This window comes from Shewanella bicestrii, from assembly GCF_002216875.1.
In the GTDB taxonomy this organism is placed as follows: Bacteria; Pseudomonadota; Gammaproteobacteria; order Enterobacterales; family Shewanellaceae; genus Shewanella; species Shewanella seohaensis.
Genome location: NZ_CP022358.1, coordinates 1,910,599 through 1,924,029, shown reverse-complemented (window position 1 = coordinate 1,924,029; position 13,431 = coordinate 1,910,599). Strand labels below are relative to the sequence as shown.

Here is a 13,431-nt window from a genome sequence, read left to right as displayed (position 1 = left end):
CTTGGTCATCCTATGACACTGAGGTTAATAGAAAGTTTATTTTTTTAACACAACAACCATTAGCAAGCAGTGGCAGTGAGAAACAAAATACTTAAGATACGTGGCTGATAAGTGGCCAGAATTGATCGAACCAGTCGAAGTATTCCTGCTGCCGCTCGCCATGGGTGTGCGCCGCCATTAATAATGCCCAATACACGGCAAACACCCAATACATCTCGATGGCAGCGGGTATCGCCTTGATGGCATCCGAGGTTAAACCGGGGTGTCCTGCCAGATACTGTCGCACTAACAGATGCCGCTGCGCGGGCGTTAATTGATGCGTGGCGAGTACAACGGCCAGTTCACACAGTGGATGGGAAGCGGTTGTATACTCAAAATCGATGCAATACAACTGGTTATCTTTAAGCAGCAGATTATGGGGATTTAAGTCGCGATGGCAAAACTGCGGTTTGACTAAACAATCGGCTAAGGTTGCCGTCCAGCCATGGATCGGCCTTTGAATGCTGAGCAATTGCGCCAATCGGCTCTGCCACGCCTCCCCCTTATCCGCTGCGGCAAAGGCTAACAACTGCGTGTGATATTCCTGCCATTGCTCAGTGATACTGATGTGGTACGGCCCAGTCGCTTGCTCGCGAAGCTGTTGCAGCAATTGCAGTAACAGGCTGTGGGCGCAATTCGGCGTTATGGCTTCCAATAAGGGGAACCGTTCGGACGGATACCAAGTCAGCTTGTCTGCTGCGCCCTTGATATCGGCATGAGATTGCAACCAAGCCTCAATGTGCGTTTCGCCTTGGCAAAAGGTCGTTGCACTGCATTGAGACTCTAGTTCTTTCCAGCTTAGTTCTTTCCAGCTTAATTCTTTCGAGCTTAAGTTTGGCCGGCTTAAGTTTGGCAAGCTCAGTTCTTGATAACCTGATGCCATACTTGGCTCGCGTGACACTAGGTTATCAAGTCGATCAATACCACTTGCCGCAATAGGCTCTTCGGTAAGCAGATTTGCCCTGCCCTCAATATCCTCCATCAGCGGCGCAAACTGAGATGCTATAGGAAGGCTTGGGAGAGATTGCGCAAAGATAAACTCGCTTAGGTAATAACGCTGATCGCCACTCACCCACAGCAACTCGGGAGCAAGCTTTGCCTTGGCAAGATGGCGCCAATAGAACAACTCTTGCTCCCGCGAACAAAAGCTGTCGGCGGCATCGGCGTTTTCACGCAAGACATAATGCGCCGTCGGTGTCTCGATATGATAGTTGTGGTTACTTAATCCATCCGCTAACGGCTGGATTTGGCTGATATCAGTAAGGCCTGCCTGCGCTAATACCGCAAGCAGCGCATCCTTGTGCAGCCCAATAATCGGCGGCATTAGCGGCTTACCACAACAATCATGTTAAATAGCGTATTAGGCATTTGCAGCCCTTGTATATTGGCCATCATCTATTGATATCTGCCACCGTTAGCCGAGTAGTTTTGCGGCGCTCGACTCAATATGGGGATTGCGGCTATCGGCAAGGGCGGCGCGCCACAGGAAATAGCCGACAACCGCTAGGCCAACGTAGAGCACGAATAATAAGGAGGTCAGCATCAGTCCCTTGCTGAGGTAAAGGTAAATCGATACCAGATCGATAACCACCCAATACAGCCAATTTTCCAACACTTTTTTGGCGACTAAATAGGTCGTCATCACCGCAAAACAAGTGGTCGCCGCATCGAGGTAAGGAAAGGAAGCCTGGGTAAAGGTTGCCATCCCATGCCCAACACCAAGGGAGACAATACCAGTCGCGACAATCAGCTTTAAATGGGTTTTCAGCGGCCAAGTAGTCACTTTCACCCCTTGATGTTTGTCGCCGCCTTGGGTCCAGAGCCAGTAACCATAGAGTGCCATGGCCATGTAATAGATATTCAGCACCGACTCCATCAGCAGTGCGACTTTCCAAAATAAGACAGTGTAAATGGCCGTGCTGGTAAATGCCGCTGCCCAGCACCAAACGCTTGCCTTCATGGCCAGTAACAAATAAGCCATGGCCAATACCACGGCTAAGGCTTCCCATGCGGTCATCACATGAACTTCCCCTAGGGCCGCATTAACACTATTGACCAGCGTTAACCATAATTCTGTCATTGCCTTACTCTCACTCTATATCGCTTGCTTGAACCACTTCGCTTTAGCGTTCAAGTTAACTCAGGGCGTTACTCGCTATGGGCTAAATTCAGCTCACCACCAATAAACTTACATACAAACACCGCTTTGCCCCATTTTTCATGGGCGGCTTGCATCTCGGTCGCGAGCATGGCCATCACGTCTTGATAGTCGCCACACACTTGCGTCGCCATGGCATTGGTAACACGTTGAATTGTGGGGTAACTATCCAAGCGATGGATAAACCATTTGATCGGATCGAGATAATTTTCATTAAAGGGATACATGCTAATTTCGGCGGTGAGTTTCATCTTCACTCCTTAGGTCAAATGCTAATAATGCAATCGTCAGGCTGTGACGCAATAAGCGAGCACAGCCTGACATCTGATGTATCATTCTCAAGGGATTACATAAACTTAACGTTTAATGTGACCCCAATTTGGCGTGGGTCGCCATAGCGGATATATTGCTTTTCCGCCCAGCCGTTATCCGGCTCATTGCCAAAATAGAAACCACGCACACCATATTCTTCATCGAACAGGTTGCGGCCCCATAAATACGCCGACCAAGCACTCGCCTCATAACCTAAACGCGCATTCACAATGGTGTATGGCTCAGAGCGCGAGTCGTTGCTGTCTGAGTAGTAAAACTCACTCTTACCACTCATGTTGACGTTGGCAAACCAACCCGAGTTCGCACGATAGGTGCCGCCTAAGCTGTAGGTTAAGTGTGGTGAATGGGCCAAATCGCGGCCCGTTAAATCCACATCGCTACCGTATTTATCTTGATACTGGTAATCGCCGTACGCCGTTTCTAACCAACCTAGGCTTGAGTAAAACTGGAGATTATCGGTGGCATACCAAGTGGCGTCCAACTCGGCACCGTAGTTGTGTGAGCTACCCGCATTTTCAGTGTAGAGGATAAAGCGTTGTGGCTTGTTAGGATCTTGCTGGGATGCGGCCACTTGCTGATCCTGTCTGTCCATATAGAACAGCGCCAGATTCGTATCGATAAGCCCTTCAAACCAATGGGATTTAAGACCGATTTCGTAGTTGTATAGGGTTTCGGTATCAAACTCTTTTTTATCATTGAGTTCGACTGGCAAAGTCATGTTAAAACCGCCCGCCTTGTAACCGCGCGCCACACGGGCGTACACATTATGGGATTCATTCAGTACTTTGCTCAGCGCAATGTGGCCGCCCCACATGGTTTCGCTCGGGTCAAAATTGTCATTGTTAGTGTCTGAGTAGTGGCTATTGCGACGCTCAACACGCAGCCCCACAGACAAGGCATAATCGGCACCTAAATCCGTATCCAGCTGACCAAATACGGCGTAATTAGTTGCTTCATATTCGGAATCTAATACCTCATCGGGCCAAGTATTATATTCAGAATACAGTTGGTTATCTTCTTTAAGGTTCATCGCATAAACCCCAAGTAACCAGTCGGTTGAACCGGCAAAAATACGGCCTTGGTCGGTCGAGCTTAAGCGGAACTCTTGGGATAAGGTCTTACGCTGACCGGTTTTGTCCCAGAAGTAATCGTACTGACAAGGGGCGAGATTGCCCTCATCCTCACATTGCTTGGAGGCCCAATATTCAGGGTTAGCCCAATCGCCATCGTAACTATAATGGTGATCGGTATTGGCAAATGAAGTCAGCGAGGTTAACTCAAACGACTCAGCGCCCGAGTAAGTTGCTTTAAATCCTGCGCCCGTGGTGCGCTGGCTATCGACACCCGGCTGATCCGAAATAGTATGTTTAGGATCGTTGGTTAAACTCCAGGCATCGTAGCCGTTGTCAAAATCAGCATGCAGCAGAGTTAAATCGAGTTGCAGATTATCGGTGGCATACCAGCGTAATTTAGCGCGGCCAGTAAATTCATCACGACCATTGGTATCTTCTTTATTTAAATAGAGATTATCGCGATAACCGTTTTGTTGATGTTGCTGCAGCGACACGCGGTACAACAATTTACCCGAATCGGTTAACGGCCCTGAGCTAAAACCGCTAAAGGTTTGCAAATCGTCATTGCCTAAAGAGACCTCGGCGCCATGTTCAAACACATCCGTCGGATCATTGCTCTTAAGGTAAATCAAGCCCGCTAACGCATTGGCGCCATAGCGGGTACCCTGCGGGCCGCGTAACACTTCGACCTGCTGCAGATCGTACATGCTCGACACCATGCCGATACCAGATAAATCAATATCATCAATGATATAACCTACAGATGAGTTAGGCGCGCCTTGATATTGTTCCTGTTCACCCACACCGCGGATCTGGAAATACTTAGGACGTGAGCTGCCACCCGACCAGTTAAAGTTGGCGATGGAATTCATCACGTCTTCAAAGTGCTGGGCACTTTCATCTTGAATTTGCTGGGCATCGATAACGGTGATACTCGATGGCATTTTCTCTAAGCTGGCACTGCGAAAATCTGCAGTCACCACCATGATTTCCATATCATTGCTAGGCTCAGGTTTATCGATAGCATCGGTTTGCGCCCATGCGGCCGTGCTTAACGCCGCCGAAATGGCCAGCGCTAATGGCGCACGCGTTAAGGATAAGGAGAAGGTGGAACTCTTGGTAGACTTTTTGTTAGACATAGGACCTCAAATACATGTTTGAGATCCGGCAACGAATAAGCGATTCAGAAGTGTGCTGTTGATTGGCCCATTCCTACGCCGGTATTAGCCGGATCAGGTTCTAAGGGTTCGTCTGATGACATCTCAGTCTGCCACTTTGTTGGCAAACACCCCTTGGCGGCGCTAAGTATACATGACAAGCAGGAAAGAAAGACACTTTGAAATGAAAAATGCCAGCATTGCTGGCATTTTTTGGCTTAATGGCCGTTTAATCAATATCGACTGGGAGTTGGCGTAACGAAATACCGCTGTATTCTTTAGCCCACACTCACACTAACACTCGCAAAACATTAGTTTGAATAAGTCTCGCGCACATAAACATCGAATTTCGCCACTTGCGCATTTGGGGCTACGGCCGACACTTGTAGCTGTTGTTTACCGTGTAATTTCACCGATTTCCAACTGGTGGCTTCATCTTCGATGGTAAAGCCGCTGGCGTCGTACCAAGTAAACTTATATTGCACTCGCATATCGCTTGAGGACTTGCTGACGATCAAGGCCGAACCTTGGATCAGATCGCCAACGCGGCGCGCTTCAACCCCTTCAACACTGATATCACGGGCAAAGCTGTTGTTATCGACGCGGGTTTCTCCCAGTGAGTTCACCGAAATGCCCGCCGTATTGGTGCAGGCGCCGAGAGTCAGTGCTGCAGCCAAGATTACTCCACTGTAAATTGCTTTCATTTTGTTTTCCCTCACTCACAAAAACCTAGGTGCCGAACAACTGATGGGCAATGACACTACGCGACGCCAGCTGAACTTATGCTTAACGTGCTCATCTTGCCCCACCCTCGCGATTAATCGATTAAAAAGTGCGCCCTTGCGGTAGCGATCAACTGCTTACGATTGGTTTGCCAACAATTGATATTCACGTTGGCGACCCGTCGCCCCTGACGGGTGATACGGCATTCTGCAAAGCTGTCTTTATGCAGGCCTGCACGCAGGTAATCAATCGAGAAATCAACTACTTTTGGCACTTTTGCCGTTTGCATAAACACCATTAATTGCACTATGGCTGACATTTCCATAAAACCAGCAATTACCCCACCATGAATCGCGGGCAGGATGGGATTACCGATATTGTCATCCTTGGCGGGGAGTTTGAAAATCAGCTCATCGCCAAAGCGCTCGACCTTCATGCCAATAAACTTAGCATAGGGCACATGTTCGAGTAGATGACCAAAGTCGTTCAGCTCGGTGGCGCGTTTTACAATTCCCTGCACATCGAGGGTTTTCTGCTCGGTCGGCTTATTTGAGTTCATCTGTCTCTCCTAAGGGCGGCACGGCTTCTCCCATCAAGGCTTGTCTAAAGGCATCGCCCACCATTTCGGGGCTGATCCGCATAAAAGAGCCCACCGCATGGGCGATAGGATCATCAATACTGTCCTGATAGGCGATGGCGCGGGTAAAGGCGATATTAGATGACAACTTATAGCACTCGGCGAAGCCATAAACTGGCTTATGGGGCTGCGCGGGCTTCATATAATCGACCCGTAAGTCGAGGGTGGGCGAAATCTCTAAGGATTGATATTTTTGAAAAATCGCACTCACCACCGCACTGCCACAGGCCGTGTCCATCAGGGTAGTGATCACCCCGCCGTGGATAACGCCCGTATCGGGATAACCAATTAACTCAGTGCTATAGGGCAACTCAATCAATACATGGTGCTCACTGGCTTCGAGCACGGTTAACCCTAAGCGACGGCACTGGGCGAGCTGATCGACAAATCGCTGCGCCATTTGAGTCAGCGGAAAAAAATCAGGATTTACCTTCATTGACCTTGGCTCAGCATGGGTCCCAATGGCTCTCCGCCAACGAGATGAATATGGATATGGTACACTTCCTGTCCGCCATGTTTGTTGCAGTTCATGATCAAACGATAACCCTCTTTGGCAATCCCCGCCTCTGCCGCCAATTTGGCCGCCACTGTCATCATCCGGCCGAGTGCAGGTTCATCCGAGGCTTTCATATCATTTGCAGTTGGGATCAAATGATTCGGCACAATCAGAATATGGGTTGGCGCCTTTGGTGAGATGTCTCTAAATGCGGTCACCAGCTCGTCTTGGTACAGAATGTCGGCGGGAATTTCGCGGCGGATAATTTTGCTGAAAATGGTTTCTTCGGCCATGGGGAGTCCTCCTTGGGTTAATTGGGATAGTATACTAGCAATTCAACGCTTTGTGTCTCCAGATATTTTGCGTTTCATTTGCCTGTTGTGCGCATTTTTGGCAGCATGACGCCCATTAAAACGCATCGGTTTTACAGGATAAATTATGCTCCACTATCACATCATTCCCGTCGATCCCAAGGCGCACTTGTTCGCCGTCACCATGACGGTACAAAAGCCTCACCCTAAGCAAGTTTTTAGCCTGCCCGCGTGGCTTCCCGGCAGTTATATGGTGCGGGATTTTGCCAAGAATATTATCGATCTTAAAGCCACAGGCGATAACGGCGAGCCGCTTAAGCTCACTCAACTGGATAAACAAACCTGGTCGGTCGAACATCACAGCACCCAACTCACCTTAACTTATCAAGTGTATGCTTGGGACTTGTCGGTACGCACCGCGCACCTTGATATGACCCACGGTTTCTTTAACGGTAGCAGTGTATTTTTAGCCGCCCACGGCTTTGAGGCAGGCTTACACACAGTAACAATGGCGGCGCCGACCGAGCCGAGTCTAAACGAATGGCGACTCGCTACTAGCATGACACGTCAAAGCGGTAATGAATTTGCCTTTGGTGAGTTTTGTGCGCAAAGCTATGACGAACTTATCGATCATCCGGTTGAGATGGGGCTATTCACCCAAGCCAGTTTTGAAGCCTGCGGCGTAAGACACGATATCGTACTAAACGGTCGCCACCGCGCCCATATGCCGAGACTCTGCCAAGATTTAAAGGCGATTTGCGAGTATCAAATCAAGCTGTTTGGCACGCCAGCGCCCTTTGAACGTTATCTGTTTATGACGACAGTGCTCGACAATGGCTTTGGTGGTTTAGAACATAGGGCATCGACGGCACTCATGTGCTCGCGCAAGGATTTGCCGCTGTCGATGGATGCGCCGATTAATAATGACTACCGCACCTATTTATCGCTCTGCAGCCATGAATATTTCCACAGCTGGAACGTCAAGCGCATCAAGCCAGAATGCTTCTTACCCTATCAACTCGAGGCGGAAACCTATACGCCACAGCTGTGGGCCTATGAGGGCATCACCTCCTATTATGATGATTTCCTTACCTATCGCGCAGGCTTAGTCGATGAGCAAAGCTACTTAGATATGCTGAGCGAAACCTTTACCCGGGTATACCGCAGTCAAGGCCGCTTTAAACAAAGCATTAAGGACTCGAGCTTTAACGCTTGGACTAAGTTCTACAAACAGGATGAGAACGCCCAAAACGCCATTATCAGCTATTACACTAAGGGCGCCCTGTTTGCTCTGTATCTGGATTTAACCCTAAGAAGCGAGACTCAAGGAAAATACAACCTCGACGATCTAATGACCATTCTGTGGCAGGAATATGCCCTGCAAAATCGCGGCACCACGGATGAATGTCATCAAAGGATTGTTGAACGTTTATTGGGGCGCGATTGCCAAGATCTCTTCGCCTATTTAGACAACACCGACGATATCCCGCTGGCACCGCTACTGGCCGAATTTGGGGTTGAACTCACCCTGAGAGCGAGTAATGGAGCGCAGGATGTCGGCGGTGGCTCGGCCAAAGGGTATGAGATTGCCTTTGGCGCTAAGACGCAAGCCGCACCGATCGGCCTTAAAGTAACCACGGTCGCCCAAGGCAGCCCTGCGCACCTTGCGGGCTTAAGCGCCGGAGATATCTTAATTGCGGCGGATAATCTGCAGGTGACAGGTCAATTTGAAGCGCAGCTCCAGCAATACCCACTCGGACAACGCTTAACCCTACATTGGTTTAGACGCGATGAATTGATGACGGGAGAACTGATTATTGCAGAAGCGCCAAAAGATACGGTTGCCTTAAGCATCACAGATAAAGACAAACTGCAGGCTTGGCTAGGTCGCTAATTTTTAATGCATTTATATTTAATGCAATAGTCTTTAATGCACTAGTTTTTAGTGCATTAGACTTAATCCATAAAGCGCAAAAGGGGCAATCGTATCAACGATTGCCCCTTTCTATTTGTTTCTTTGTTTGTGCAATTGAATATTGACTTAGCGACCCATCAACAATGGATTACACCACCACATCGTGTAAATAGGTTTGCGCCCACGCGATGGCTTGACCACGGCTCGACACACCAATCTTACGGAAGACACGGTACAAGTGAGTCTTAATGGTGCTCTCACTCACAAACAATTGATTGGCGATATCGAGGTTAGTGCTGCCAGACAGCAGGGCTTGTAACACTTCGCGCTCACGGATAGTTAATGGCTCGGTATCTTCGAACAGTCCAAAGTCATCATTCACCCCGTTCACCAATTGGATAGGGATCACTCTGTGCCCACGCAGGATGTTGGAGAGGCCAAGGCTGATTTCAGTCAGTCCTGCATCCAGATAAAACACCCCTGCCGTAGTCGAGGCTTGCATTAAGAAACGGGCATCAACCTGTTTAGGGAACTGGATATAAACGACTCGCACACTCGGGTGTTCGCGGGCAAGCAAGCGTTGAAATTGATAGGCTTTTTGAAGATCGACGGTGGAAAGGTCAATCACCACCATAGAAGCTTGGTTATCTTTGATTTGATCGCACATCTCGTCTGGGCTGACTTGAGACAGCTTAACGAGAAACTCCTGCGGCCAGCGTCCGGCCAGTAATTCCATCAGAACTTGCGATCTTGACACTACAATCCAATGTAATATTTTGAACATCCTGCTCACTCCCTGTCTGGTTAACGATTATTCATTTTGAGAGGAGAAACATCTCTCAATACCACTTCAACATCCGTTCAATAGACTTCCAAGTCTACCGTGCACACGATATTAGCATTAGATAAAACAGATTCAAAAGACTTACGATAAAAATATTTACCGTACGCAAATCAAAAACTTCTGCAACTTTAGCATTGAGTATTGTCAATCAGAAGGCTGAATCTAAACTGAAAATAATGCGCTATTCATGATTGAAAGGCGTAAGATAAATCAACACAAATAATAAGGAAATATTATGTCCAATCAACAACCAATCCCAGTCGAAATGAAATCATATCTGGTATGGGACAGACCGACCCGCCTATTTCATTGGATCAATCTGCTCCTCGTGCTCGCCCTACTGATTGTGGGTGGCATGATGATGTTTCGCAGCGACTTAGGCATAACCGAACTCTCCGGCAAAATCGGGCTTAAAACCCTGCATGTCATCATTGGCTATGGCTTTGCGATTAATTTACTTATCCGCTTAGTGTGGGGGTTTATGGGCAATAAATACGCCCGCTTTAGCCATATGTTCCCCAATGCCAATAGCAAGGCCGAGTTACAAACCTATAAAGCAGAGCTTGCCGCGGGTAAAAATCCCCAATACCTAGGCCACAATCCTAAGGGAAAATTTGCCGTGCTCGCCATCATGCTCCTATTGGTCACTATAATGTTTACTGGCCTGATCCGCGCTGGCACTGATATTTACTATCCACCGCTCGGCAGCACAGTACAACAGTATTTAGCGACAGCGAATGTCGACCCGAGTAGTTTAAAACCCTACGATGCCACGGGTGTAGATACCGATAAAGCCAATGCAATCAAGCCCATGAAGGGGCTGGCCGGTGAAGTCCACGTATACGCAGTGTATTTATTAATGCTCCTTATCGTGCTGCATGTGTTTGCGGTGCTCTATACCGAAATCAAACGTCAACCTGGGATCATTTCAGCCATGTTTTCCGGTAAAAAACTGATCCAAGGGCAACCCAAGGACGAGTGAGATAAATCATGCATATAAAAAAACGCCAGCAATTGCTGGCGTTTTTTATCAAGCTTATACCGAAGTAGGGATTACTTCTTCAGGATAGAGTCTGGAGTACGACCATCATCATGGCAGCTTTCACAGGTAGGTTTTTGACCTACGTTCATATCATGTGGAGCGTGGCAGTCAGCACAAACTAAGTTGCCATCGTGTGGCTTATGTACTGCGTCCATTTCAGCCAAAGAGCCGTGGCAGCTTTGACATTGTTCAAATTCGAAAGCACCATCAGCAGAAGGCGTACCATCCTTATGACAGCTTTCACAACCACCTGACTCAGCATGGAAGTCTGATAATTTTTGATCCGCGGCAAATGCGGTTGGTGACAGCGCCAGCGCTGCAAGACTTGCCCCGAAAAGCGCACTTAATAGTTTTTTGCTCACAATTGTATCCTCCAATGGCGATTGACAGTGGAAATTCTTGTCAGGGTGACTTCCATCTCGCAACCAATGTAAATAGCACGACTCGATTTAACTTAGCTAAGGATTGAGCAATAAGCAACCCAATCTTAATGCAAAGTAACTTTATCAATATACCAAGGGGTAAAATGTGCGCTGCATCATGTAACCACATGCTTATATAAGAGTTTTACATTGACTTAACCTATCGCTCACAACTAAAAACGGCCCTAGCCTAATCCGTAGAAAAAGAAAAGCCCCAATAAAAAAGGAGACACTAGGTCTCCTTTTTTGATCTTACAGCCTCGATTAACGGGTCTGTAAAGCGGCGATACGCTTCTCTAATGGCGGGTGGCTCATCATCAGCTCTGCCATTGAACGCTTGCCGTTAATACCGAAGGCAGACATTTGCGCAGGCATTGCTGAGCTTTCAGGGCCTTGGCGTAAACGCTCAAGCGCTGCAATCATCTTATGCTTACCCGCTAAACGTGCTGCGCCTTCGTCTGCACGGTATTCACGGATACGTGAGAAGTAAGCCACGATAATCGAGGCCAAGATACCAAACAACATGTCGAGGACAAACACGACCGCCATATAAGCGAACATGCCTAAACCTTCACCTTCTTCGTCGTTGCTCGAGACGAAGTTGTTGATAATGCCCGCAACAACACGCGCAGCAAAGATAACAAAGGTGTTCACCACGCCTTGAATTAAGGTCAGTGTCACCATATCGCCGTTAGCAACGTGGCTCACTTCGTGGGCGAGTACGCCTTCAACTTCATCTTGGCTCATGCCGTACAACAGACCGGTACTCACGGCAACTAATGAGTTGTCTTTACTTGGGCCAGTGGCAAAAGCGTTCATCTCTGGCGATTGGTAAATTGCCACTTCTGGCATTTTAATCCCTGCTTGCTGCGCTTGGCGTGCAACAGTGTCTAACAACCAACGCTCGGTGCTATCACGTGGCGTGGTGATCACTTCACAGCCCATAGTCTTTTTCGCCATCCATTTTGAAATGGCTAAGCTGATGAAGGCTCCGCCGAATCCAAAAATCGCAGCGAACACAAGTAGTCCACCCATAGTAGACGTATTCACGCCCAGAATAGACATCACAATTGAGGCTACCAGCAACACGGCTAGGTTAGTCGCAATCAATAAAAAAATACGCTTCATTTCAGCTCCTTTACGGCAAACACATGCCATTTAACTTTGCTCAAAGACATAATATGTCCAATTAATCGAAATTCAAGGGGTAAAGATAAGAGTTTTTCTACTCGCTAATTTTTCTCTCAATTTAGACATTGCCTTTCATGGCTCGTGAGTCTAGGGACAGTATATTAATCCAAGCTTAAATCTAGGCTCTGTCAGCATTACAGCCAAATTCATGTGTGTTTATCTATGTTTATCGCGATTAAACTTTGTTAACATGCCAGCACATTCCGAGATTTCAGGATAAAAAAATGACAGTTAATGCCCTACTACTGAGCAGTTCTCGCGTCGGTGATACGCCTTACCTTTCCCATGCGATTCCCTTTATCAAACCGCTCACCGCTAACGCCCAAAAATGGATCTTTATCCCCTATGCCGGTGTCAGCATGAGTTACGACACTTATTTGGCCTCAGTCGTGGCGGGATTAAGCGAACTCAGGCTCGATATCAGCGGCATTCATCAACATCCTGATCCGCGCCAAGCGATTAAAGATGCCGACGGCATTTTGATCGGTGGCGGCAACACCTTCCATTTACTACACGAGCTCTATAAGTACGATTTAGTGCATCTGATCCGTGAAGAAGTACTGAATGGTAAACCATATATTGGTTGGAGCGCGGGCTCTAACGTCTCGGGATTGAGCATTCGCACCACCAACGATATGCCGATTATCGAGCCGCCGTCGTTTACCGCGTTAAATATAGTGCCATTTCAGTTAAATCCACATTATTCGAACTACCGCGCTCCTGGGCATAACGGCGAAACCCGCGCCCAACGCTTACTCGAATTCACCCGTGTCGATCCTATCACCCCAGTTGTTGGTATCGTCGAAGGCAGCGCACTCTGGCGTCAAGGAGACACTTTATCCCTGCTCGGTGACAACCCAGCCTATTTATTCAGTGGTGAGCAGCAAGAGATCCCTATCCCTGTAGGAAGCGATTTATCCCATTTACTGAAATAAGATCTATTCGGCGGCATTGCCTCAGCTAATCTGCTAATATCGGCCACCGAGTGTGAGTTTGTCATCAGACTTGCTGGCCGATAAAATGCCGCAAAATATCATATAAAAGAGGCCTCTATACCTCGTGCGGTGAAACAGGATAGCAGTAATATCCC

Annotated in this window: 14 protein-coding genes and 1 riboswitch; of the genes, 3 read left to right on the top strand and 11 right to left on the bottom strand. The window is 48.0% G+C overall.

Annotated elements, in window-relative coordinates:
- Positions 1-91: 91 nt before the first annotated feature.
- The 8 genes from CF168_RS08425 to hinT all read right to left on the bottom strand — a co-directional run bounded on the left by CF168_RS08425 (position 92) and on the right by hinT (position 6,909).
- Positions 92-1,363 carry a phosphotransferase gene (locus tag CF168_RS08425; protein ID WP_089067579.1) on the bottom strand — a complete coding sequence of 424 codons (1,272 nt, stop codon included), beginning with the start codon at positions 1,361-1,363 and terminating at the stop codon, positions 92-94.
- A gap of 90 nt (positions 1,364-1,453) precedes the next feature.
- Complete coding sequence (pnuC, locus tag CF168_RS08420; protein WP_089067578.1) at positions 1,454-2,119, bottom strand: nicotinamide riboside transporter PnuC; 666 nt, start codon at positions 2,117-2,119, stop codon at positions 1,454-1,456.
- A gap of 68 nt (positions 2,120-2,187) precedes the next feature.
- Positions 2,188-2,448 (bottom strand): YkoF family thiamine/hydroxymethylpyrimidine-binding protein, encoded by a 261-nt coding sequence (locus tag CF168_RS08415; protein ID WP_011626476.1) that lies wholly within the window; start codon positions 2,446-2,448, stop codon positions 2,188-2,190.
- Positions 2,449-2,543: 95 nt separating this feature from the next.
- Positions 2,544-4,742 (bottom strand): TonB-dependent receptor, encoded by a 2,199-nt coding sequence (locus tag CF168_RS08410; protein ID WP_089067577.1) that lies wholly within the window; start codon positions 4,740-4,742, stop codon positions 2,544-2,546.
- 53 nt (positions 4,743-4,795) lie between these two features.
- A riboswitch (TPP riboswitch) is annotated at positions 4,796-4,906 on the bottom strand.
- A gap of 165 nt (positions 4,907-5,071) precedes the next feature.
- On the bottom strand, positions 5,072-5,464 hold the full coding sequence (locus tag CF168_RS08405; RefSeq protein ID WP_011626478.1) for a YcfL family protein: 393 nt from the start codon (positions 5,462-5,464) through the stop codon (positions 5,072-5,074).
- Between the two features lie 113 nt (positions 5,465-5,577).
- A complete protein-coding gene (locus tag CF168_RS08400) occupies positions 5,578-6,042 on the bottom strand; it encodes a PaaI family thioesterase (RefSeq protein ID WP_011623073.1) in 465 nt (154 codons plus the stop codon).
- Positions 6,029-6,556, bottom strand: coding sequence for a PaaI family thioesterase (locus tag CF168_RS08395; RefSeq protein ID WP_011623074.1), 528 nt, complete (start codon positions 6,554-6,556; stop codon positions 6,029-6,031). The genes CF168_RS08400 and CF168_RS08395 overlap by 14 nt, the downstream gene beginning before the upstream one ends.
- Positions 6,553-6,909: a purine nucleoside phosphoramidase gene (gene hinT, locus CF168_RS08390; protein WP_089067576.1), complete on the bottom strand. Its 357-nt coding sequence runs from the start codon at positions 6,907-6,909 to the stop codon at positions 6,553-6,555. Before hinT ends, CF168_RS08395 begins: the two co-directional genes overlap by 4 nt.
- 145 nt (positions 6,910-7,054) lie before the next feature.
- Between hinT and CF168_RS08385 the strand changes: the two genes are divergently transcribed.
- Positions 7,055-8,821, top strand: a complete 1,767-nt coding sequence (locus tag CF168_RS08385) for a M61 family metallopeptidase (protein ID WP_089067575.1) — start codon at positions 7,055-7,057, stop codon at positions 8,819-8,821.
- A gap of 169 nt (positions 8,822-8,990) precedes the next feature.
- Here CF168_RS08385 and CF168_RS08380 read toward each other — a convergent pair whose 3' ends face one another.
- Positions 8,991-9,626, bottom strand: coding sequence for a LuxR C-terminal-related transcriptional regulator (locus tag CF168_RS08380; protein WP_011717426.1), 636 nt, complete (start codon positions 9,624-9,626; stop codon positions 8,991-8,993).
- Between the two features lie 295 nt (positions 9,627-9,921).
- Between CF168_RS08380 and CF168_RS08375 the strand changes: the two genes are divergently transcribed.
- Entirely contained in the window at positions 9,922-10,668 is a 747-nt protein-coding gene (locus CF168_RS08375; protein ID WP_089067574.1) for a cytochrome b/b6 domain-containing protein, read from the top strand.
- A 71-nt stretch (positions 10,669-10,739) separates the two neighbouring features.
- Here CF168_RS08375 and cctA read toward each other — a convergent pair whose 3' ends face one another.
- Both cctA and htpX read right to left on the bottom strand, forming a co-directional pair.
- A complete protein-coding gene (gene cctA / locus CF168_RS08370) occupies positions 10,740-11,090 on the bottom strand; it encodes a tetraheme c-type cytochrome CctA (protein WP_086902136.1) in 351 nt (116 codons plus the stop codon).
- A 324-nt stretch (positions 11,091-11,414) separates the two neighbouring features.
- The gene (gene htpX / locus CF168_RS08365; RefSeq protein WP_011717429.1) at positions 11,415-12,278 is read right to left on the bottom strand and encodes a protease HtpX; all 864 of its coding nucleotides are present in this window, start codon (positions 12,276-12,278) and stop codon (positions 11,415-11,417) included.
- 287 nt (positions 12,279-12,565) lie between these two features.
- On the opposite strand from htpX, the gene pepE reads away from it, so the two are divergent.
- Positions 12,566-13,276 carry a dipeptidase PepE gene (pepE, locus tag CF168_RS08360; protein ID WP_086902137.1) on the top strand — a complete coding sequence of 237 codons (711 nt, stop codon included), beginning with the start codon at positions 12,566-12,568 and terminating at the stop codon, positions 13,274-13,276.
- The last annotated feature ends 155 nt before the right edge of the window (positions 13,277-13,431 follow it).